We start from the raw sequence: 22,710 nt of genomic DNA, 5'->3' as shown, positions 1-22,710 counted from the left end.
CGGCTTTTAGCATGTCTTATTTGCCCACGGGGGTCTGGTCAGGGGCCTGAGCCTTTTGGACCTGGGCGCGCTGCTTTTTGTGCTTGCGGCGGAGCAGGAGCGCCGCGCCGCCCAGCAGGACCACCGCGCCGCCCCCGGCCACGGCCCAGATGAGCCAGGCGGGGCCCTCCTCCTGGACGCAGAAGGTGATCTTCCGCTCCTGGCAGGGGATCATGGCATAGCTGCCGTCCACGGTGAGGGACTGGCGCTGCCAGCCCTCCTTCGTCTCCACCCACAGGGCATAGCGCTGGCTGCGGTCGGGCAGGCGATAGTGGACGGTGTAGCTCACGTCGTCCAGCACCGGGTCGGTGACGGTGACGGTGTAGGCCGTGCCGGTGTGCTCCTTGCCGCTCTCGTCGGTCCAGGTCACGTCGGCGGTGGTGTGCTCCACCTTGGCGTTGCGGCTGAAGCTGCCGTCCACCAGGATCTCAGGCAGGCCGCTCCCGTCGGTGATGACGGAGGAATAGGGTGTGTACTCCGCCTCCAGCGTCCGGCTGAAGGTCAGGTGGCCATAGTCCAGGTCGGGCCACTGGGCGGAATAGCCCTTTTTGGCCGGGATGTCGGGCAGACGCTCGATCCCCTGGCCATACTGGAAGGGGATCACCGCCACCTGCTTGCCGTCGGCCATAAAGGTCAGTTGGAACTGGGTGAACTCCCCGGGGGCATTGCCCAGGGCGGACAGTTCGTCGAAGGTGGTGGGCTGGGCCTTGCCGGTGTAGCTGATGCCGTCCAGGCCGCCCAGGGTGTCGTGGACGAAGAGGTTGCCCGTCAGGGTGCCGTCCTCCTCCATGTCCCCGGCGATGGTGCCCACATAGGCCTCTCCCTTGTCGATCTCGATGAAGGAGCGGCTGTTTTCAATGGTGCTGCCGTAACCGGCCACGCCGCCCACATAGTCCTTGCCGGACAGCTGACACCGGGCCCAGCTGTCCCGGATGAAGCCATAGGAGGCCCCGGCCACGCCGCCCACATAGTCCCCGTCGCTGCTGGACACGGGGCCATAGCCCTGACAGCCGGACACCCGGCCCAGGTCCATGAGACCGACCACGCCGCCGGTGTAATTCTTCTTGCCGGTGATCTCCCCCCGGTTGACGCAGTCCAGCATCACCGCCCGGGCCAGATAGCGGAAGTCCAGGGACTTGTCGCCCACTTTTGTCAGGTCGTCCTCCGGGTCAAAGTCATATTCCACGGCCATGGACCCGGCGATGCCGCCCACGTTCACGTCCCCCTCCACGCTGCCGCTGTTCTGGCAGGCGGAGATGAGGCCCGCGTCCGGCTTTCCGTCCCCATCCTGGTCGGAGATATCCTCGAAGTAGTCGTCCAGGTCCTTGTCCCGCTCCTCGTCGATGGCATCCCGAATGAGGTCGATGATGACCCGCAGCTGGTCGTTGATGGCCCGCAGGTCGGCGATGGCGATGTCAGAGCGGTCAGACAGCATGTCGTTCATGCTGCCCGCGTTGTCCAGCAGGTCGGAGAAGGCATCGTCCACTGCGTCCCCCTTCTGAGTCAGGTCGTCGCCGATGATCTGAAACTGGATGGTGGGTTTGGCCGCCAGCTCATCCACCACCCGCTTGCCGTCGTCCAGAGCCTGCTTGAGCAGGTCCAGTCCGGCGGACAGGGTGTCCCCCGCGTCGGACAGGCTGCTCAGGGCATCGTCCAGGGGGTCGTGGGCCTTTTGCAGGTCGGCCAGGGCGTCGGCAAAGTGGCTGCCCGCCTGGGAGAGATAGTCCCCCGCGTCCTTCAGATAGCCCATGGCGTCGTCCATGTCGCTGATGGCATTGCGCAGGTTCTTCAGCAGATGGTTGGTGAGCGCCTTTACCGCACCGGACATATTGTCCAGCGCGCCCTTGGCGCTGTCCAGCTCGGCCATGGTCTGGCGCACCTGCTCCTGTAGGGCGTCATAGGCCTCCTCGGTCATGCCGCCGTCCTCCACATAGGCGTCCAGAATGATCTGGAGCATGGTGCCCATGGTCACAGACACGTCGGCCAGGGCCTGGGACAGCTGGGTCATGCCTGTGGCCAGCTTGGCCAGGGCGGCGGCAGTCTCTGCGTCGCTGCCCACGGCCTTTTTCAGGTCGGCCAGGGCGTCCTGAATGGAATCCAGCGCGTCCTGGGCCTTTTTGTGGGCATCGTCCATGTCGTCCCGGGCATCGTCCATATTGTCCGCCGCATCGTCCAGGGCGTCGTTTACCTCCCGCATACTGTCCATGGCGTCGGCCAGCTGGGAGGAGGCCTTGGACATGCGGTCCACCGACTGGCTGATGGTGTCCAGAATGGGGCTCATCTGGTCCAGGGTCCAGGAGATGCGGGCAAAGGCGTCGTTCACCTGGTCGATGTTGTCGTTGCCCCAGTCGGTCATGGCGTCGGTCAGGTCGTGCACCGCGTCCTTGGCGGTGCGGGCGCTGTCGGTAAAGTCGGTGATCTGCTGGGACACGGCGTCCACCGTGGTCCCCGTGTGGTTCAGGGTGGAGTCCATCAGGTCCTGAAGGTTGTCCAGCTCGTCCCACAGCTTGTTCAGGGTGTCCTCGTCATATTTCAGGGTGAGCTGGGGCTCCAGCTGCCCGGCCACGCCGCCCACGTCTTTGCGGCCCAAAATAGGCCCGGAGTTGGAGCAGCCGTCCAAATAGCCGGACTGGCGGCCCACCACGCCGCCGATGTTATAGCCCACGTGGGCATAGCCCACCGGGCCGGAGTTGGAGCAGCTCTGCAAAATGCCGCTGGACCACCCGGCGATGCCGCCGATGTCGGTGGAAGCGGGCATGTTCTCCGCGGAGTTCAGCTGCTCCCAGTCCACGTTGGTCAGGTCCTTCTCCGTCTCCACCTCGGTGGTATTGACGCTGCCGGAGTTCCGGCACTGGATCAGGCTGCCCAGGTTCCGCCCGGCGATGCCGCCCACATAGTGCTCCCCGGTGACAGAGCCGCTGAAGGTGCAGTTGATGACCTGTCCAGTGAGCTCGTTGACGCCCACCACACCGCCCACGGAGTCGCCCCCCTTCACGCCGCCCTGCGCGGCGCACTGGCGGATGATGCCGGAATTGCTGCCGGCGATGGCGGCCACTTCGTTTTTCCGGTCGCTGGGCCCGATAGAGGCCTTCACCGTCAGGTTCTGGACCACGGCCCCCTGCTGCACATAGCGGAACAGCCCCCGGGTGTTGCCGCTGCCCGTGATGGTCAGGCCGGAGATGGTGTGGCCCTGGCCGTCGAACGTCCCGCCGAAGGTGGGGATGGGGGTAAAGCCGCTGCCGCTGAGATTGATGTCGTCAGTCAGCACCACCGTCTTTCCCTGGGACCAGCTGTCCAGGGTACACTGGACAGCCAGCTCCTTCAGGTCCTCCGCCGTGGCGATGGTGATGGTCCCGCCCTCCTGGTTCAGGGCCAGAGCGGGGAGGACCTGTCCGGCCAGCAGCAGGGCCGCCAGCAGCAGGCACAGCAGCTTATTTGCCGTTTGTTTCTTCATCTTGCGCTTGATCGTCATCAGAAGGGTCCTCCTCCGGTAATTTCTCAATGGTCCCGCTGCCCACCAGGGCGGATATCTCCCCGTGGACCACGCCGTGGACGTTGGCATCCACCACGCCGTTGATGCGGCCCCGCACCCGGCCGTTCACATACACCGTTCCGGCGGTGCGCTGGGCGGGCACAGGCGCCTTCAGCTTAAAGCTGGTCTTTTCCACGATGATGTCGCCCACCAGCAGGATCTGGGGCAGGATGAACATGACCAGGAACATGGAGATCAGGGTGCCCCGGCTGATGCACTCACCGATGCCCACAATGGCGACCTCGGTGGATATCTTGCCGATGAGGAAGGCGGCGGAGCTTAGGATGGTGCCCGAGGTGAACACCGTGGGGAAGGCCAGGTTCAGGGCCTTGACAATGGCGGTCTTGGGCGGGAAGCTGGCCTTCATCTCGGTATACCGGGTGGAGATGACAATGGCATAGTCGATGTTGGCGCCCATCTGGATGGCGGTGACCACCAGATAGCTCATAAAGTAGATGTTGGTGTTCGTCAGTGTGGGGAAGGTGAAGTTGATCCAGATGCTGCCCTGGATGACCAGGATCAGCAGGATGGGCAGACCCACCGACTGGAATGTAAACAGCAGAATGAGGATGACGAAGGCCACGGACAGCACGCTGATCATCACATTGTCCCGGGCAAAGGATGTGGACAGATCATAGTTGCTGGTGGCGTTGCCCACCACCAGCACCTGGTCGGCGGGGTAATACCGCTCGGCCTCCTGGTGGATGGTCTTTAAAAAGTCAAAGGTCTCCTGCCCCTCCTCGGGCAGGTCCAGGTTCAGCACCAGGCGGGAGTGATTTTCGCCCAGCATCTGCTTCTGGCCGTCGATGAGCTGGTCATACATATCGTTCACATCGGCCTCGGTCTCGTCGTCCAGGGAGACATAGCCCTCGTCCATCTGGTCGTGGAGGAAGATGAACATATCCATCAGGGGGACAGAGTAGTTCTCGATGCCCCCCACGATGCGGCCATACTCCTCCTGGTCCACGGCATAGGCACTGTAGAGCAGACAGACGGACTCATAGGACACGTCGGTCATCTCGGAGAACTGCCGGGGGGTCATCTTGTCCGTCAGGCAATAGCCGTCCTTGGCCTCGATGTTGGCAAGGCCGGTAGCGGAATCCACCTGGTCATAGCGCTCCAGGCGGTCCAGCAGGCGTTTCTCCTTCTCATAGTCCCCCCGGGGCACCAGCACGGCGGCCACGTTCTGGGCCCCGAAGGTGTCGTCCACCCGCTGGTCGGCGATCTGCTGCTCGCTGTGGCTGGTGGTCTTCACCAGGGTGTCGCCATAGACATAGGGGCAGCGGTTGGACAGGATGAACCCGGCCACCAGCACCACCAGGAACACGGGCACGCCGATATAGCGCAGCTTGACCACCAGGCGGCCCCACTTGTCGATCTTAGGCAGGAACTCCCTGTGCTGGGTTCTGACCAGAGCGTTGGCAAACAGCATCAGCAGGCCGGGCATCAGGGTGAACACCGACAGCATGCTGAAACAGATGGCCTTGATGAGCACCATAGCCATGTCCGGGCCGATGCCGAACTGCATGAACAGCATGGCCCCCAGGCCGGAGATGGTGGTCAGACTGCTGGAGGCAATGGCTGGGATGGAGTAGCTCACCGCGTTGATGCAGGCCTGGCGGGTGTCGCAGGTCTGGCGCTCCTCGGTGAACCGGTGGAGCAGGATGATGGCATAGTCGATGGCCAGTGCCAGCTGCAGCACCACCGTCACTGAATTGGAGATGTAGGAGATGGTGCCGAACCAGAAGTTTGTGCCCATATTCAGCAGGGCGGCGGAGGCGAAGGTGAGGATCATCACGGGCAGCTCGGCATAGGAGCGTGAGGTGATAAGCAGCACCAGCACGATGATGACGGCGGCGATGCCCAGGATGACCGTCATCTGCTGGGCCAGGGTGTCCGCCTGGGACACGCCCACCGTGGTGGAGATATAGGTGTCGTAGCCGCTGAGGAGGGTCCTGATGTCCTGCATGGCCGCCTTGGCCGAGTCGTCGTCCTCCTCCCCGTCAAAGGTGACGGTGATCAGGGCGTTGGCCCCCTGCATATAGTCGGCAATGTCCTCCGGGGTGTCCGGCTCATCGTCATCGTCGTCCTCGTCCGGCGGGTCGGCGGGGTCGTTGTCCCCCAGCTTGGCGGAGGACACGCCGTCGATGCCCTCGATCTGCCCGGCCAGGTCATAGGCGATGTCATATGTCACATGGGACACCATGATCCGCGCTGTGCCGAAGGTGGTCATCTCGTCGTCCATCAGGGTCAGGCCCTTGCGGGTCTCGGTGTCTTTTGACAGATAGTCGGTGATGTCGTTGTCCACGGCCACCCAGCGCGAGGAGATCACGGAGAAGATGGCGGCGACGATGTACAGAAAAAAGATCAGATTTCGCCGGTCTACGACGAAGCGGGCGATCGTTTCAAAAAACGAGCCGCCGCCCTGGGGTTTACTCATGGAATACACTCCTTTGTCGGGGAATCGGGGGATCGCGCGCAGGGGCCGTCAGTCCGGCTGCCTCACGCCGGTCCAGTGGATGGAGCCCTTGCCCGTGTGGGTCACGCCGGTGATGGTCTCTCCGGTCAGTTCCAGCAGAGAGACACAGTCCAGCTCCTGCATGGCGGTACGCAGGCGGTGCTGCAGCTGAATGTGGCCGCTGCTTTCGCGGCCGGACACCGGCTGCTGAAAGCCAAGCACCGACAGGATACCGGTCACGGCTCCGTTCACCTCACCGGTCAGGGTCAGCTCCCCCTCCCGGGGGCCCATGGGGCTGTGCAGGGTGATGCGATAGCGGTGTGTCATGTTCCTTCCCTCCATATCAGAGTATCATCATATAAGAAGGACCGGGAGAAAAACAGTCTGCAATCTGGCCTGCCTTGTCAAAATTTTTACACATAAGAAAGATTGTATGATTTTCCGTCCCATGCTATAATGCCTAGGAAGGCGGTGAGACCCATGCCATATGCGGTGTCTGAACACACCAAGACCATGCTCTGCCAGGCGCTGAAGAAAAAAATGGCCCAAAAGCCCCTGGACAAGATCACCATCCGGGAGCTGGCCGACGACTGCGGATTAAAGCGCCAGGCGTTTTATTATCACTTTGAGGATATCTATGATTTGGTGCGCTGGATGTTCCAGCAGGAGGCGGTGTCCCTGCTGCGGCAGCACGACGGGGCCCTGCTGTGGCAGGAGGGCCTTTTGCAGCTGCTGCGCTATTTAGAGGAGAACCGGGCCGTGTGCCGTTGCGCATTGCAGTCTTTGGGCCGGTCGTACATCAGCATGTTTTTCCGGGACGACATCTATGCCATCATCCACCGCACCGTGGACGAGCTGCACCGGCAGGCCCACTTTTTGCAGGCCCCGGAGCAGGGGGAGCTGCTGACCCAGTTCTATGTCATCGCCCTGGCCGGGGTGGTGGAGAGCTGGGTGCTGGGGGAGCTGAAGTGCTCGGCGGAGGAGCTGGTGGACTTTATCGACCGGCTGCTGACCGACCAGCTGCGGGGGGCACTGGACCGCCAGAAGGAAGAAGGTTTGCGGCAGGAAGTGCCGCAGGGAGGTCTTACATCATGAATTACGCGGATATCCGGCCCATCGACGTGGCCAACGGCCCCGGTGTGCGGGTGTCTCTGTTCGTCTCCGGCTGCACCCACCACTGTGAGGGGTGCTTTAACCCGGAGACCTGGGACTTTCAATATGGAAAGCCCTTCGGCCCGGAGCAGGAGGAGGAGGTATTATCCGCCCTGGCCCGGCCCTATATCCACGGTCTGTCCCTGCTGGGGGGCGAGCCCATGGAGCCGGAAAATCAGCAGGCCATCCTCCACCTGGTCCGGCGGGTGCGGGAGCGTTTCCCGGAGAAGGATATCTGGTGCTACTCCGGCTATCTCTTCCCCCGCCTGGCCGCCGGAGAGGTGGGTCGGCACAGCCGGGAGATATTAGAGCTGCTGGACGTGCTGGTGGACGGGCCCTTTATTTTGGAGCGGAAGAGCCTGAGCATCCGCTTTCGCGGCTCGGACAACCAGCGGCTCATCGACGTGCCCGCCTCTCTGAAGACGGGGGAGATCGTCCTGTGGGACAAGATCGAGTGAGCCAAGAAAAGCAAAACAAAGAAGCGCCCTGCCGGGGAATATCCTCCGGCAGGGCGCTGTGGGTTTTCGGTGGGCTTACTCCTCGTAGTCATCATACTCCGAGGCGCAGGCGGTGCGCTGGATCTTGGTCTTGGCGCAGCTGCCCAGCTGGGCCAGCTTGTCCCAATAGGCGATGATGGCGCACACGGCGGCGGCGGCCCCCAGGGACAGGGCCACGATCTTCAGCACAAAACGGGCGACTTTCATATTCTTGACCTCCTTATGGGGCCCCGCAGGGCCGACAGTCCTTGATGAAACCTAGTCTACAGGAAAACGGAGAAAAATACAATCGTTTTTCCGAAAAATTGCCGGGGGAGGGATGTGGAAAACCGGTGGGATGGGAGACATAACACCAAGTTATGCACATTTTCCACAGAGTTTTCCACAGGCAATGTGGAAAAGTGCCCATTTCAGAAAATTTTCAGCAAGAGAAAAACGCTCAGCCCAGAGAGATATCCCGGGTGGCGTAGGCGTTCAGCTCCGCCCCGGCGGTGTGTCCGGCCAGGAACTCGTAATACCCCTGGCAGCCGATCATGGCCCCGTTGTCCCCGCAATAGCGCAGCTCGGGCAGGAACAGCTTGTCTCCGCTCTTGGCGCAGGCGGCCTGGAGGTCGGCCCGGATGCGGCTGTTGGCGGCCACGCCCCCGGCCACGGCCACCTTGCCATAGCCCAGCTTTCGGGATGCGGCCATGGCCCGGGGGACCAGGGACTGGCTCACCGCCCGGCCAAAGCTGGCGGCGAAGGAGGGCAGGTCCAGTTCCTCCCCCTTCTGCTGGGCGTTGTGGATCAGGTTCAGGCTGGCGGTCTTCAGGCCGGAGAAGGACATGTCCAGCTCGTGGCCGCTGACGTGGGCCTGGGGCAGGTCATATTTCCGGTCGTCGCCCCCCGCGGCCAGCCGGTCCATGGGGCCGCCGCCGGGATAGCCGATGCCCAGCACCCGGGCCACCTTGTCAAAGCACTCCCCCGCCGCGTCGTCCCGGGTGCCGCCCAGGACGGACATGTCCGTGTAGGACCGCACATCCACAATGGCGGTGGTGCCGCCGGAGACGCACAGGCAGACGAAGGGGGGCTCCAGATCCGGGTGGGTGAGATAGTTGGCGGCGATGTGGCCCCGCACGTGGTGGACGGGGATGAGGGGCAGATCCAGGGCCATGGCGGCCCCCTTGGCAAAGTTCACCCCCACCAGCACCGCCCCGATGAGGCCGGGGGCATAGGTGACGGCCACGGCGTCTAGGTCAGACTTCGTCAGGCCCGCCTGCTCCACCGCCTGGTCGGCCAGGGAGGTGACGGCCTCCACGTGCTTGCGGGAGGCGATCTCCGGCACCACGCCGCCGTAAATCGTGTGCATCTCGATCTGAGAGGAGACGCAGTTGGACAGGACGGTGCGCCCGTCCCGGACCACGGCAGCCGCCGTCTCGTCGCAGGAGGATTCAATGGCCAGAATGTTCACGGCTGCTCCCCCTCCTGCCCGTTGAAATAGCGGGTCATGATGACGGCGTCCTCCCGGGGGTGCTGATAATACCCCGGGCGCAGGCCCGCCTGCTGAAAGCCGTATTTCTCATAAAGCCCCCTGGCCGCCTCGTTGGACGCCCGCACCTCCAGGGTGAGGAAGGCCAGGTTCACCGCGCCGAAGCGGCAGTATACGTCCAGCAGGGCGGAGGCCACCCCGTGCCGCCGGGCGTCGGGGGTCACGGCGATGTTGTCGATATAGCCCTCGTCCACGATGACGTGGAGACCGGCATAGCCCAGGATGTGGCCGTCCTCCGCCTCGGCCACGATAAAGCTGGCCTGGCTGTCGAACAGGGCGTCGGTGAGCATCTGCTCCGTCCAGGGGGTGGAGAAGCACTCCTTTTCCAGGGCCGCGATCTCCTCGATGTGGCTGCGGTCCATGGGCACGATCTCGTAATACATGAAAACACTTCCGTTCGTGATTAGGTTGAAAACTCAGCCCCGCTGGCCGCAGGGCTCCTCGATGGTCACGGTGTATTTCTCCAGCAGGGCCACCGGGTGATAAGACAGCTTGCTGGTGCGCAGGCCAAGGTCGCCGGTGTCGTCCTCCCGGTTGATGAAGTGGACGCCGTCCCGGACAAAGTGCTGGGCAAACTGGGCCACCAGCATCTGATAGCAGCCCTCATAGTCCCGGTCCGCCTTTTCGATGTGGGTGAACAGGGTGTCCCCCACGATCTCCCCCAGGGAGAAGCCCACGATGTTGTCCTCCACCTGGAGGATGCCCCCCAGCAGGTCATAGGTGGCGAAGTGGTCCAGCACCTCGTGGGTCTTGGCGATGTCCTCGTGGAAGGAGGCGGCGGCCTTGTCCCACCGGGCGGCATAACTATCCAAAAACGCCTTCACCTGGGGGATGTCTTCCTCGGTCATGGCGCGGAAGGTCCAGTTGCCATAGGTCTTTAAAAACTTGTTCACGTGGTTGCGCTGGCCGCTGAGCTTTTTGCCCCGGAAGTACATCAGGTCCTCCGCCCGATAGAGATAGTCAAAGCTGTCCCGCTCGGCCACGGCGGCGCTGTTGGGGAAATACGCCTGGAGCCGGGGCAGCTCGTCCTTGGGCACGGGATAGAAGGACAGGGGGATGCCCTTTTCACAGCAGTACTGGGCGATCTCCCGAAAGTGCTCTGTCCGGCCCCCGCCCAGGGGCAGGGTGAAGGTCTCCCCCAAGGAGGGGTATTGGACCTTGAAATAAAGGCTGTCGTCGCAGATGGCCCACTCCGTCTCGTACATGTCCCGCCAGATGAACACGGTTCCCGGCGTGGTGTCGCAGATGCGGCTGCCGCTATAGTTGAAAAAGGAGCACAGACGGGGTAGGTCCTCCAGTTGCAGGGGATGAAACTCCAGCATAAAAAATTAACCTCAACTTTTCTAAAGTAGTCTATCTATATTTATTTGTTCCGCCCATCCGGGCAGAGGGTGAAGGGCGGTCAGGCCGCCGTTGGACGAATTTATATTATACCGGACAGGCGGCCATAATACCACCCCGTCACCCCGTCTTTTTTGCACAAAAAACCGGTTTTCGTCCGGGCCACCAGGGTCAATTCGTCCCCGGGGGACACGGGCAGGCGATAGTCGGTGGAGTCCTCGCACCACACCCCCTTGGGGCCGGTGCGCAGATATTGGTTTAAGATGTACAGGGTCCGCCCCGTCTCTAAATGGCGGCAGAGAGACAGCTCCCCACCCTTTTCCAGCACCTCCACAGCGCTGCGGCCCCAGCGGATGTTCAGAGGGTCGGCGGAGGGTTCCTGTCCGTCTAAAGCCGTGGCGGTGGGCAGTCCATCCCAGGCCGTCCAGGTGAAGTCCTGGGAGTCCTCCTGGGGCAGGATGAGGGCGTTGAGCTGGCCGTCCAGTTTCAGCACGCAGCCCCCGTCGATGGAGGCGATGCGCCGCCCGGGCAGCAGGATGGGGGCGGCGGACTGGATGTCCGGGTGGTACAGGGTCACGGGCCAGTGGCCCACGATGACCCACTTGTCAAAGGAATGGCCCTGGCCCAGAAAATCGTCGTTTTTCATGCAGCCCCACCGGTCCAGCCGGTCCATGTGGCCTAACGAGGGCACGCCCCCGTGGACAAAGACCAGGTGCTCTGTCTCTAAAATAGTGGGCATCCGGCTTAAAAAGAGGTGCTCCTCCGGGTAGGCCGCTCGCAGGTCGGCCCGCAGGCGGGGCAGGTCCTCCGTCTGGTCAAAGCCCCCCTCCCGGGCCAGCTGGCGCAGGGTGGATTCCGGGTGCTGGGGGAGATAGAAGGAGAAGAACCGCCCGTCCAACTCGTCCCCACGGAAAAAGCGGTACACCAGCCCGTCGCAGTTGCCGCACAGGGGATAGACGGTGTGGGTGCGGCACAGGTCCATCACATAGCGCAGCAGAGTCAGGCTCTCCTGCCCCTTCTCCAGCAGATCCCCCACCAGGACCAGGATGTCCTCCGGCGTCAGGGCGATCTTGTCAAGCAATGCCCGGAAGAAGGGCAGATTGCCGTGGATATCGCTGACGGCGACGATCCGCCGCCCTGGGGGAAAGTTGGGGTGGATGACAACTGCCCGGTCCATGAAAGCGCCTCCTAGTTGGGTGGTGATGGGTGACAGATAGTCAAAAAAGTGGCGCGAGCCACTTTTTTGACGGAAATGTTTATTGGTCGGCCAGCTTGGCTTCCAAAGCCACCCAGCCGGTCTTCTCCCGGCGGCGGATGACGCGCAGGCCGTTCTTCTCTAAGGCGGCCTGGACCTCGTCGGCCCGGGTGTCGATGATGCCGGAGCACAGGAACACGCCGTCCTGCTCCAGCAGGGCGGGCACCTGGGCGGACAGGGGGATGATGACGTCGGCCACAATGTTGGCCAACACCAGGTGATAGCGCTCCTGGGCCAGCTGGGCGGCCAGGCCCTTGTCGGCGATGACGTTGCCCGCCATCACGGTATACCGGTCCTTGCCGATGCCGTTGAGGGCGGCGTTTTCATAGGCCACGTCCACCGCCTTGGGGTCGATGTCCACGGCCACGGCCCGGCTGGCCCCCAGGCACAGGGCGGCGATGGACAGGATGCCGCTGCCGCAGCCCAGGTCCAGGACGGACTTGCCGGGGACGGTGTGGGCCTCCACCCCCTCCAGACACAGCTGGGTGGAGGCGTGGGAGCCGGTGCCGAAGGTGAGGCCGGGGTTTAAATACAGGGGGCTGCGGCCCTCTGGCACGGGCTTGTCCCGCTCCCACTCGGGGACCACATACAGCCGCTGGCCGATGGACAGGGGCTTGTAATACTTCTGCCAGCTATAGGCCCAGTCGTTGTCGCTCAGGGGGGTGACGGTGTGCTCAAAGCCCAGACCGTGGGTATACCGCTCCAGCTGCTTGTGTCCCTCGTCGTCGTCGGTGACATAGAACTTCACCCGGGTGATGCCCCGCATCCGGTCCAGCAGCTCCTGGTCCACATAGTCCCAGTACTGGCGGTTCTGCTCTAAAAACTGCAGGAACTCCCCCTCGTCCTCGATGACCAGGCCGTCCATGCCGGCGGCGGCCAGCTTGGCGCACACCTCGTCCAGCTTGTCGGGGGTGGTATTCACGGCGATCTCCAGCCATTTGGTGTCAGCCATAATCCTTGATTCTCCTTATTTGTCGTTACGTTCGGAAAGAAACGGCTCAGCGCTCCACGCCCACATAGAACAGGGCCAGTACGCCGGGGCCGGCGTGGGCGCCCACGACGGGGCCCACATAGTTCATGTAGACGTCCTTCACGCCAAAGCGGTCCTTCACCAGCTGGGCCACCAGCTGGGCGTCCTCCAGACAGTCGCCATGGCTGATGAACACGGTCTGGTCTCTCAGGTCGATGGCCGTCTGTTCCATCCGGTCCACCAGGGCTTTCAGGGCGGCCCGGCGGCCCCGGGCCTTGGCCACGGTCATCAGCTTGCCGTCGTTATCCACATGGAGCACCGGCTTGATCTGGAGCATAGAGCCCACAAAGGCGGTGGTGGAGGAGATACGGCCCCCCCGCTTTAAAAAGTGCAGGTCGTCCACGGTGAACTGGTGGCAGATGCTCAGTTTATGGCCCACGGCCCAGTCCCGGACCTCGTCGATGGTCTTGCCCGCGGCCCGCTCTTTGGCGGCCATCCACACCAGCAGGCCCTGGCCCAACGAGGCGCAGAGGGTGTCCACGGTGTAGATCTTACGGTCAGGGTATTTCTCCCGCAGCTCGTCGGCGGCCACAGACGAGGAGTTATAGGTGGCGGACAGGCCGGAGGAGAAGGCCAGCACCAGCACGTCCCGCCCGGCCTGAAGCTCGGGCTCCATGGCCTGGAGATACTGCTCCACGTTCACGGCGGCGGTGGTGGCCGTCTGGCCCTCCCGCAGCATCTGATAAAAGACGTGGGGGTCCAGCTCCCGGTTGTCGGGATAGTTGTGATAGGTCTTGTCCTGGATGGTAAAGCTCAGGGGCAGGACTTGAATGTCCATCTCCCGCACCAGGTCCTCCCCCAGGTCTGCAGAGGAGTCGGTGAAGATGGCGAAATCATAAGCTTGGGACATTTATGGATGCACTCCTTTCCATAGGCGGCGGGGCGAAGGCCCCGGTCATTTTTTGCTCTTGTGGCCTGGCTCCGTCTGCTCGGGCTGGAGAATGTCCAGAATGCGGGCGCAGGCCAGCTGGGCGGCATAGCTGCGCAGGGCCAGGTCCAGGGCCATCCGGGGCAGGTCGCCCCGCTGGGCGTTGTCGTCAATGGCCTGGGCCGTGTCCGTCAGGGCCCGGTCCAGGGCGGCGCAGAAATAGTTATACAGGGTCTCGTTGTCCTTGTCCGTCTGCTGTCCGGCGGACACCAGCACGCCGATGTCCCGCACGGGCAGCACCTTTTTCAGGGCGCACACGGCGGTGAGATAGCCCAGGTGGACCGGGCCATAGCGCTTGCCGTCGGCCCGGGGGACCAGGCCGTCTTTGATATAGTTGTTCACCATGGCGGAGGTGAGGGTCTCCCCCTGGTCAAAGTGGATGAGCTGCCGGGGCATATAGGAGACGATCTGGTCCATGTACAGGGCCAGGTCGGGCAGCTCCTCCCACCGGGCGGGGCGCTCCTGCTCCATGCGGCTTTTTAATTCGTGTAATTCCTCCATAGGGCACTTCTCCTTCTACCAGTCATTACCGACATGGTATCACGGCATAATGAAAATTGCAATTCATTTTCTTTTGGAGGGGGCGCGGCGCTCCATGCGGCGGCGCAGCTGCTCCATGGCCTGGCGGTGGCGGGTGGAGCGCATCTTGGGGAAGGCGGCCATCAGGCGGCGCTGGCCGAACACCCGGCTGTCCAGCTGGGTCTGGAGCTTCTCCCGCCAGGCGTCCAGCTCGGCCCGGGCCTTGTCGTGGCCCTCCTGAAGGCGCACGGCCTGCTCCTGGGCGTGCTGGCGCAGTTCGTCCTCCATCTGCTCCCGCTTTTGGGCCAGCTCGCCCTCCAGGCGCTCCTTCCGCTGGGCCAGCTGCACCTGAAACTCCGCCCGGCGCTGGGACCACTCCTCGGCGGCGGCCTCCCAGTCCTCCTTCCAGTCGGCGCTGCGCTCGGCGGCCTCCAGCACCCGGTCCGCCAGGTTCTCGCCGAACTCGTTGGAGGCGGTCTTCAGCCGGCGGGCCAGCTGGTCGATCTGGTCCAGCTGGCGGTTGAGCTTGGCAATGGTGCGCACCGTGGCGGCCAGATCCACCGCCATGGCGGCGGAGAACAGGCCCAGCAGCACCCAGCCCAGGGTGTGGGGGATGAGACGGATGAAGAACTCGATGGACGGGTGGAGAATGTCCACCACGAACAGACAGGCAAAGCCCCACATGATGGAGAACTCCAGGCAGATATAGCCCCCCAGGTTGAAGGGCTTGTCAGAGTAGTCCCACCACCGCTGGCGGAACAGCTTTTCCAGCACAAAGCCGGTGGCCAGCTCCAGCACAGAGGTGAGGACTACCGAACCCAGAAACAGCAGCACGAAGTTGCCCTTTAAGGGGGTCAGTCCGACCAGCACCACCACCACGCCGCAGCCGTAGATGGGGCAGACGGGGCCGTTGAGAAAGCCCCGGTTGACAAATTTGCCCGTGCGCAGGGCGGCATAGCTTACCTCGGTACACCAGCCCAGAAAGGCATAGAGAAAGAATATCCACAGAAGTTGATACATGGGCCCTCCCAATAAAAAGATTTTGGATATAAATTATACCCCAGTTAGCACAGAATGTCCAGAAAAAGCAGGCTGAACTTGTATCCCGGCGGGAAAATGGGGATTGAACTGCCTTTGGAAAGCTGGCATAATAAACAGGATATATCTGCGGAAGCGAGAGATGGCTATGGCAACGAAACACATATGTGTGGGCGTGACGGCCCATGTGGACGCGGGCAAGACCACTTTGAACGAGGCCCTGCTCTATACCGGGGGCCAGCTGCGCCGCCTTGGCCGGGTGGACCACGGGGATGCCTATCTGGACACCGACCAGCTGGAGCGGGAGCGGGGCATCACCATCTTCTCCAAGCAGGCCCTGCTGCCCCTGGGGGAGGAGAAAGAACTGATCCTGATGGACACCCCAGGCCACGCGGACTTCTCCGCCGAGATGGAGCGCACCCTCCAGGTGCTGGACTGCGCCGTGCTGGTCATCAGCGGCACCGACGGGGTCCAGGGCCACACCCGCACCCTGTGGCGGCTGCTGGAGCGCTATCACCTGCCCGTGTTTCTGTTTGTGAACAAGATGGACCTGGCGGGGGCGGACCGCTCCGCGGTTTTAAAAGCGCTGCGGGAGGGGCTGGACAGCCGGTGCACCGACTTTACCGCCCAGCGGAGCGCCCGGGACGAGGAGATCGCCCTGTGCGACGAGGGGGCGCTGGAGGACTTTTTGTCCGGCGGAGCCGTCCCCGACGAAGCGGTGGCCCGCCTGGTGGCCCAGCGGAAGCTGTTCCCCTGCTGGTTCGGCTCCGCCCTGAAGCTGGAGGGGGTGGAGGAGTTTCTGTCCGGCCTGGACCGCTATCTCCCCGTGCCGGACTATCCCCAAGAATTTGCTGCCCGGGTGTTCAAGATCACCCGGGACGACCAGGGCAGCCGCCTGACCTGGATGAAGATCACCGGGGGCAGCTTAAAAGCCAAGACCCCCTTGTCCGGCGGGGAGGGGGAGGAGCGCTGGGAGGAGAAGGCCGACCAGCTGCGCCTCTATTCCGGGGCCAAGTTCCGCAGCCTGGACCGGGCGGAGGCGGGCAGCGTGGTGGCCGTCACCGGTCTGACCCACACCCGCCCCGGCCAGGGCCTGGGTGCCCAGGGGGAGGGGGAGCGCCCGGCCTTAGAGCCCGCCCTGACCTATGAACTGGTCCTGCCCCCGGGGGCCGACCCTCACGCCGTGCTGCCAAAGCTGCGGCAGCTGGAGGAGGAGGACCCCATGCTCCGCTTTGTGTGGGACAGCCGGTGGAAGCAGATCCAGGTGCGGCTGATGGGCCAGGTGCAGCTGGAAATTTTAAAGCGGGTCATCGCCCAGCGGTTTGACTTAGAAGTGGACTTCGGCCCGGGCCGGGTGCTGTATCGGGAGACCATCGCCAGCACGGTGGAGGGCGTCGGTCACTTCGAACCTCTGCGCCACTATGCCGAGGTCCATCTCCTGCTGGAGCCGGGTCCCCGGGGCAGCGGGGTGCAGCTGGCCACCGCCTGCTCCACCGACCAGCTGGACCTGAACTGGCAGCGGCTGGTTTTCACCCATCTGCTGGAGCGGGACCACCCGGGGGTGCTCACCGGCTCCCCCCTCACCGACGTGAAGATCACCCTGCTGACCGGCAGAGCCCACGAGAAGCACACCGAGGGGGGCGACTTCCGCCAGGCCACCTATCGGGCGGTGCGCCAGGGCCTGATGCAGGCCCAGAGCATTCTGCTGGAGCCCTTTTACGACTTTACCCTGGAGGTACCCGCCGAGTGCGTGGGCCGGGCCATGACGGACATCCAGACCATGGGGGGCACGGTGGAGCCGCCCCAGAGCCAGGGGGACATGACCCTGCTCACCGGCTTTGCCCCGGTGGCGGGGATGCGAGACTATTGGCAGACGGTCACCGCCTACACCCGGGGCTGCGGGCGGCTGTCCTGCGCCCTGCGGGGCTATGAGCCCTGCCACAACGCCGAGGAGATCGTGAAGGAGATCGGCTATGACCCGGAGCGGGACGAGCTGAACCCCACCGGCTCGGTGTTCTGCGCCCACGGCGGGGGCTATTACGTCCCCTGGGACCAGGTGGCGGCCATGGCCCACGTGGACAGCGGCCTGGCCCTGAACGCCCCGGAGGAGCCGGAGCCTGCCGCAACTCCCGCCGGGGGGAGTTTAGACCGCCGGGGCGGCAGCCTGGAGCAGGACAAGGAGCTTCAGGCTCTGTTCGAGCAGACCTATGGCCCGGTGAAGCGCCCCGCCGCCTTCGAGCCACAGAAAAAGCCTGCCCGCACCAGTCTCAGCGAAAAATATGACATCCGGGACCAGCGGGCCAAGCCGGAATATCTGCTGGTGGACGGGTATAACATCATCTTCGCCTGGGACGACCTCCACGCCCTGGCCCGGCAGGACGTGAACGCCGCCCGTGAAGTCCTCACCGAGCTTTTGATCGAATACCGGGCCTTCCGCAAGTGCCAGGTCATTCTGGTCTTCGACGCCTATAAGGTGAAGGGCGGCGTGGGCTCGGTGGAGCGGCGGGGCGGCATCTATGTGGTGTATACGAAAGAGGCGGAGACCGCCGACGCCTACATTGAAAAGACCACCTATGACCTGGGGAAGGACCACCGGGTGCGGGTGGCCACCTCCGACGGCATGGAGCAGTGGATCATCCTGGGCCACGGGGCCCTGCGCCTGTCCGCCCGGGCCTTCCGGGCCGAGGTAGAGCAGACCCGGGGGGAGATCGCCGCCCTCATCGCCCGCCACAACGTGCGCCCCCGGGAGGAAAACAAGCTGAAGCACACGGCGAAGATCAAGAAGAGTTAAATAAAAACGCAGCGCCCAGACGGAAGAGACTTCCGAAAGGGCGCTGCGGTTTTTAGTGATGAGTTAGGAGGGATGAGATAGGAGTTTACTCATCACTCCTAACTCCTAACTTATCTCTCACCCAAGCAGGCTTGCGATAAACTGCCGGGCCACCCGGGGGGTGCGGCCGGAGTGGCGGATCTCCCAGGTCATGGCCCGGGCGTGGAGCTCCTGGGCGGGGAGAGTCAGCCCGGCCTGTCCGGCCAGATAGTCCACCAGGGCCAAAAAGTCGGCCTTGCTCATGGACAGATAGGGGATGCGCAGGCCGAAGCGCTCGGCCAGGGCGGTCTTCTCGGCGATGGTCTCAGAGGCGTCCACCTCGTCATTGCCCCGGTCGCTGAAGTTCTGCCGGACCAGGTGGCGGCGGTTGGAGGTGGCATAGATGACCACGTTGGCAGGCCGCTTCTCCAGACTGCCCTCCAGAATGGTCTTCATGGAGGAATAGGTCTTGTCGTCCTGGTCAAAGGCCAAATCGTCGATGAACAGGATAAATTTCTGACGCTTGTCCCGCAGGGAGCGCATCAGCTGGGGCAGGCCGGTGAGATTCTCCTTCTGGATCTCGATGAGGCGCAGGTCCTCCATGCCGGGGAGATAGAGCATGGACTTCACCGTGGCCGACTTGCCCGTGCCGCCGTCGCCGAAGAGGAGGACGTTGTTGGCATAGTGCCCGGCCATCATCTGGCGGGTGTTGGTCTCCACCTGGCTGCGCTGCTGCTCATAGCCCAGCAGGTCCTCCGGTTTGGGGCAGTCCGGGTCGGCCACGGGGATCAGCTGGCCGTCCTCCCACAGGAAGGCCCGATAGCGGGCATACAGCCCCGCCCCGTGGTCCCGATAGAACTGGACCAGGCGGTCAAAGTCGAAGGGGGCGGAGGAGACCCAGCGGGGCATGGCCTCTACCATAGAGGTCTGCTCCGGGGGCAGCAGGGCGGCGATGGCCGTTAAAATGGCGCCGCAGTCCAGACCGGCCAGAGCCAGCAGGGCGTCCACGTCCCGGCGGGCGGCCTGCTCCAGGGCGGGGGAGGCGCCGTCAGACTGGGCGGAGAGGGCAAAGGGGGTCTCGGTGTAGCGCAGCTTGTCCCACAGCCAGTCCCCGATGCCGGAGAAGCCCCCGTCGCACAGGGCCTGGAACAGACAGGCATAGGCGGACAGGGCGTTTTCGCCCCACTCGGCCCGCTCCTCCTCGTCCTGCTCCTTCTGGCCGTTGGCCAGGGTATAGAGCACGGTGGTGGCATAGTCCAGGATAGATTCGTTCTCATCGTCCAGCAGCGTGCGATAAGCGGACAGGCCCCGCAGGGCATACCGCAGAGAAGAAAAGTTCATGTTGTCTCGCTCCCGTTTCTATTTGGTTTCTCCCTATTTTAATGGGAGGGCGCGGCCTTGTCAATTGCCGGGCAGACAGGAACCACTTCTTCCCCCGTCAGGGGGAAGAAGAAAACTCCCTGACCTTGCCAATGGGAGGGCAGATATGTTACAATAGCCAGACTACGAAACGAGAAAAACGAGGTTCATATATGGTCAACATCGGTGGAATTTTGATCGAAACGCCCCTGGCCCTGGCCCCCATGGCGGGGGTGACGGACGCGTCCTTCCGGGCCATCTGCCGGGAGCAGGGGGCGGGGCTGACCTGCACGGAGATGGTCAGCGCCAAGGCCCTGTGCTTTCAGGACAAGAAGTCTGTGCCCCTGCTGAAGCTGGGGGAGGGGGAACACCCCGCCGCCGCCCAGATCTTCGGCAGCGACCCCGTGTGCATGGAGGAGGGGGCGGCCATCGCCGCCGAAGTCTCCGGGGCGGACATCATCGACATCAACATGGGCTGCCCTGTGCCCAAGGTGGCGAATTCCGGGGACGGCTCCGGCCTGATGCGGGACCCGGACAAGGCGGTGCGGGTGGCCGAGGCGGTGATCCGGGGGGCAAAGCGCCCGGTGACGGTGAAGTTCCGCCTGGGCTGGGACAAGGGCTCTATCAACTGCGTGGAGTTTGCAAAGGCCATGGAGCAGGCCGGGGCGGCCGCCGTGGCCGTCCACGGCCGCACCCGGAACCAGATGTACGCCGGAACCGCCAACTGGGACTATATCCGGGCGGTGAAAGAGGCGGTGCATATCCCCGTGATCGCCAACGGCGATGTGTTCAAGCCGGAGGATGCCCCCCATATCCTGCGGTACACCGGGGCGGATATCGCCATGATCGGCAGAGGGGTGTTCGGCAACCCCTGGCTGTTTGCCCAGTGCAAGGCGGCCCTGGAGGGGCGACCCATCCCGCCCATGCCCACCCTGGCGGAGCGGTGTGACACGGCGGTGCGGCAGTTTGAGCAGTCCGCCGCCATCAAGGGGGAGAAGATCGCCTGCCTGGAGGCCCGGCGGCACTACGCCTGGTATCTAAAGGGTGTGCCCCATGCGGGCTTCTACAAGGAGCAGATCGTAAAGATCACCACCCTGGAGGACGTGTACCGGGTGACCAAGGGGATCAAGCGGGACTTGTGCGGAAGTGATGAGTGATGAGGGAGGAGTTAGGAGTTTTGTATTAACTCATCACTCATCTCTCCTAACTCCTAACTGAAAGAAGGTGACATGGTGGCAGAGGAGAACGACAAGGAGCTGGTCCGGCGGGCAAAAGCGGGGGACCACCAGGCGTTTGCCCGGCTGGTGGAGGAGAATCAGAACCGGGTGTATTCCCTGGCCTTTCGCATCACCGGGGACCGGGAGGAGAGCGCCGACCTGGCCCAGGAGGCCTTTCTAAAGGCCTGGCAGGCCCTGCCCAAGTTTCAGGGGGAGAGCAGCTTTGCCACCTGGGTCTATCGCCTGACCACAAACTTGTGCATCGACTATATCCGGCGGCAGCAGCGGCGGCGGGAGACCGTCTCCGCCGTCTCTTTGGATGAGAGCGACAGCCCCTTCCCGGAACCCGCCGACCCCGGCCAGGACCCCCACGGGGCGCTGGAGCGGACGGAGCTGCGCCGGGCGGTGGAGCGGGGCTTGCAGGCCCTGCCCGAGGCCCAGCGGCAGGTGCTGGTGCTGCGGGAGCTGTCCGGCCTGAGCTATCAGGAGATCGGGGCGCGGCTGGACCTGGACCTGGGGACAGTGAAGTCCCGCATCGCCCGGGCCAGGCTGGCGCTGAGAAAAATTTTGCTGCAGGACGGGAACTTTTTTGGCACGCCTGCGTCTAATCCCAGCGAACGAGAAGAGAAGGGAGGCGCGCGGCGTGGAGCGCTGTGAGCGATTTGAAGAACTACTGTCCCAGCGGCTGGACCAGCCGCTGCCCCCCCAGGAGGAGCGGGAACTGGAGGACCACCTGGCCCGCTGCCCCCGCTGCCGGGACCTGGCGGAGGACCTGGAACAGTTGTGCGGCCAGTTCGCCTGTCTGGAGGAGCTGCCCGCCCCGGAGGGCTTTGCCCAGGGGGTGATGGACCGCATCCGGGCTTTAGAACCGGAACCCGCCCCGGCGGAGGAGCCGGAGGAGCGAAAAGAGGAGACAGAGCCGACAGAGATGCCCAAGGTGGTCCCCCTCCGCCGCCCCATGCCCCGGTGGGCCCGGACGGCGGCGGCCCTAGTCGCCTGCTGTGTGCTGGGCTTTGGGGTGTATCAGGCGGGACTGATAGATCAGATATCCCCCGCCGCCCAGAGCGGGGAGAGCGCCGGTGCCTCCGACAGCGTGGCCGCCTATGCGGCCCCCGCTCCCGGAGAGGACGAGGAGACATCCGGCGCAGCAGCCGCCCTGCCCGCCCCGGAGGAGGGGCAGCAGCCCGTCTATGACAGCCGGGCCAAGCAAGGTGCCGGTGCCGGGACGGAGGAAGAAGATTATGCGTCTACCCAGAAGCGCACCGCCCAGGCCCCAGTCCACAGCCAGACGGCTGTCCAGGACCAGCCGGTGACCATGCCCCCCAGCTTGAACGATGGGCAGAACGCCGCCGGGGACACGGGGGATGGCAGCGGCAGTACCGAATCTGTGGTGGGCGATCAGGCCATCTTCATGGCCCCGCAGCCCAGCGGCCTGACCCTGCCCCAGCTGCCTCAGGGTGCGGAGGAGGTCCTGGATGACCAGACCCAGTGGACCGACAACGGCGACGGCACCCGCAGCTGCACCGTGACTGCCGACCAGGCCCGGCAAATTCTGGCCCTGGCCCGGGAGCAGGGGATAGACTGTCCCGAGGCGGAGACAGCGGGGGAGGAGACGCTGGTTCTGACGGTGCCCAATCCCAATGAAGAGTGATGAGTTAGAAGTGATGAGATAGGAGTTTTTGCGCGAACGCATCACTCATCCCTCCTAACTCCTAACTGAATCATCCCGTCGATATGACGAAAGACCTGTGTTTTTAACAAGCTCTCAGCGCCTGCCCAAAATGACAGCCGGGACTTGAAAAAACACGGGTCTTTTTTCTTTTTATCTGCATTTTATAAAATACGCAATAAAACTGAAAAATATTTTTTGCCATTTCGGTGGCGGAAAATGGAACGAACGCAGAAAAAAGCCGCAAATCTTGGTCAAAATGTGCAAAACGGCTGGGACACACGGCAGAGTGTGCAATTATTCCACAAAGAAACGGTTGTCAGAAACGCAGTTTTGATA

At 63.5% G+C, this 22,710-nt stretch carries 19 protein-coding genes; 6 read left to right on the top strand and 13 right to left on the bottom strand.

All coding sequences use genetic code 11. The features are described from left to right. Positions 1-16: 16 nt before the first annotated feature. From ACSAMP_RS02950 to ACSAMP_RS02940, 3 genes are read right to left on the bottom strand one after another with little or no spacing between them, the layout of a single operon-like run. Positions 17-3,511 carry a GLUG motif-containing protein gene (locus ACSAMP_RS02950; protein WP_457799443.1) on the bottom strand — a complete coding sequence of 1,165 codons (3,495 nt, stop codon included), beginning with the start codon at positions 3,509-3,511 and terminating at the stop codon, positions 17-19. Next, positions 3,471-6,011 (bottom strand): efflux RND transporter permease subunit, encoded by a 2,541-nt coding sequence (locus ACSAMP_RS02945; protein ID WP_457799442.1) that lies wholly within the window; start codon positions 6,009-6,011, stop codon positions 3,471-3,473. Before ACSAMP_RS02945 ends, ACSAMP_RS02950 begins: the two co-directional genes overlap by 41 nt. A 48-nt stretch (positions 6,012-6,059) precedes the next feature. Next, a complete protein-coding gene (locus tag ACSAMP_RS02940; RefSeq protein ID WP_441795013.1) occupies positions 6,060-6,356 on the bottom strand; it encodes a hypothetical protein in 297 nt (98 codons plus the stop codon). A gap of 153 nt (positions 6,357-6,509) precedes the next feature. Here ACSAMP_RS02940 and ACSAMP_RS02935 point away from each other — a divergent pair, with 153 nt between their 5' ends. Together ACSAMP_RS02935 and nrdG are read left to right on the top strand one after the other, a co-directional pair. Then, entirely contained in the window at positions 6,510-7,124 is a 615-nt protein-coding gene (locus tag ACSAMP_RS02935) for a TetR/AcrR family transcriptional regulator (protein ID WP_457799441.1), read from the top strand. Then, complete coding sequence (nrdG, locus tag ACSAMP_RS02930; RefSeq protein WP_457799440.1) at positions 7,121-7,639, top strand: anaerobic ribonucleoside-triphosphate reductase activating protein; 519 nt, start codon at positions 7,121-7,123, stop codon at positions 7,637-7,639. Before ACSAMP_RS02935 ends, nrdG begins: the two co-directional genes overlap by 4 nt. Positions 7,640-7,714: 75 nt before the next feature. Here the strand turns inward: nrdG and ACSAMP_RS02925 are convergent, their stop codons facing one another. The 9 genes from ACSAMP_RS02925 to ACSAMP_RS02885 form a co-directional block, all read right to left on the bottom strand. Beyond that, positions 7,715-7,885: a hypothetical protein gene (locus ACSAMP_RS02925; protein WP_186877619.1), complete on the bottom strand. Its 171-nt coding sequence runs from the start codon at positions 7,883-7,885 to the stop codon at positions 7,715-7,717. 232 nt (positions 7,886-8,117) lie between these two features. After that, on the bottom strand, positions 8,118-9,128 hold the full coding sequence (tsaD, locus tag ACSAMP_RS02920) for a tRNA (adenosine(37)-N6)-threonylcarbamoyltransferase complex transferase subunit TsaD (RefSeq protein WP_457799439.1): 1,011 nt from the start codon (positions 9,126-9,128) through the stop codon (positions 8,118-8,120). After that, positions 9,125-9,589: a ribosomal protein S18-alanine N-acetyltransferase gene (gene rimI / locus ACSAMP_RS02915; protein WP_441795017.1), complete on the bottom strand. Its 465-nt coding sequence runs from the start codon at positions 9,587-9,589 to the stop codon at positions 9,125-9,127. Before rimI ends, tsaD begins: the two co-directional genes overlap by 4 nt. 33 nt (positions 9,590-9,622) lie before the next feature. Then, a complete protein-coding gene (locus ACSAMP_RS02910; RefSeq protein ID WP_457799438.1) occupies positions 9,623-10,528 on the bottom strand; it encodes a DUF2156 domain-containing protein in 906 nt (301 codons plus the stop codon). A 101-nt stretch (positions 10,529-10,629) separates the two neighbouring features. Further along, positions 10,630-11,724 (bottom strand): metallophosphoesterase family protein, encoded by a 1,095-nt coding sequence (locus ACSAMP_RS02905; protein ID WP_457799437.1) that lies wholly within the window; start codon positions 11,722-11,724, stop codon positions 10,630-10,632. Positions 11,725-11,803: 79 nt separating this feature from the next. Beyond that, entirely contained in the window at positions 11,804-12,754 is a 951-nt protein-coding gene (prmA, locus tag ACSAMP_RS02900) for a 50S ribosomal protein L11 methyltransferase (RefSeq protein WP_441795020.1), read from the bottom strand. Between the two features lie 46 nt (positions 12,755-12,800). After that, positions 12,801-13,682 (bottom strand): DegV family protein, encoded by an 882-nt coding sequence (locus ACSAMP_RS02895; protein WP_457799436.1) that lies wholly within the window; start codon positions 13,680-13,682, stop codon positions 12,801-12,803. A 45-nt stretch (positions 13,683-13,727) separates the two neighbouring features. Further along, entirely contained in the window at positions 13,728-14,261 is a 534-nt protein-coding gene (locus ACSAMP_RS02890) for a DUF1836 domain-containing protein (protein WP_457799435.1), read from the bottom strand. 63 nt (positions 14,262-14,324) lie between these two features. Beyond that, positions 14,325-15,299, bottom strand: a complete 975-nt coding sequence (locus ACSAMP_RS02885) for a putative ABC transporter permease (RefSeq protein WP_457799434.1) — start codon at positions 15,297-15,299, stop codon at positions 14,325-14,327. 160 nt (positions 15,300-15,459) lie between these two features. On the opposite strand from ACSAMP_RS02885, the gene ACSAMP_RS02880 reads away from it, so the two are divergent. After that, positions 15,460-18,108: an NYN domain-containing protein gene (locus tag ACSAMP_RS02880; protein WP_457799433.1), complete on the top strand. Its 2,649-nt coding sequence runs from the start codon at positions 15,460-15,462 to the stop codon at positions 18,106-18,108. A gap of 117 nt (positions 18,109-18,225) precedes the next feature. Here the strand turns inward: ACSAMP_RS02880 and ACSAMP_RS02875 are convergent, their stop codons facing one another. Beyond that, the gene (locus ACSAMP_RS02875; RefSeq protein WP_457799432.1) at positions 18,226-19,467 is read right to left on the bottom strand and encodes an ATP-binding protein; all 1,242 of its coding nucleotides are present in this window, start codon (positions 19,465-19,467) and stop codon (positions 18,226-18,228) included. Between the two features lie 191 nt (positions 19,468-19,658). Here ACSAMP_RS02875 and dusB point away from each other — a divergent pair, with 191 nt between their 5' ends. The 3 genes from dusB to ACSAMP_RS02860 all read left to right on the top strand — a co-directional run bounded on the left by dusB (position 19,659) and on the right by ACSAMP_RS02860 (position 22,353). Further along, positions 19,659-20,642, top strand: a complete 984-nt coding sequence (gene dusB, locus ACSAMP_RS02870) for a tRNA dihydrouridine synthase DusB (RefSeq protein ID WP_457799431.1) — start codon at positions 19,659-19,661, stop codon at positions 20,640-20,642. A 72-nt stretch (positions 20,643-20,714) separates the two neighbouring features. Then, positions 20,715-21,359 (top strand): RNA polymerase sigma factor, encoded by a 645-nt coding sequence (locus tag ACSAMP_RS02865; RefSeq protein WP_457799430.1) that lies wholly within the window; start codon positions 20,715-20,717, stop codon positions 21,357-21,359. Further along, a complete protein-coding gene (locus ACSAMP_RS02860) occupies positions 21,346-22,353 on the top strand; it encodes a zf-HC2 domain-containing protein (RefSeq protein WP_457799429.1) in 1,008 nt (335 codons plus the stop codon). Before ACSAMP_RS02865 ends, ACSAMP_RS02860 begins: the two co-directional genes overlap by 14 nt. The last annotated feature ends 357 nt before the right edge of the window (positions 22,354-22,710 follow it).

The sequence above is a fragment of the Flintibacter sp. SJQ-8 genome, from assembly GCF_054108085.1.
This window is presented reverse-complemented; position numbering and strand designations above follow the sequence as displayed.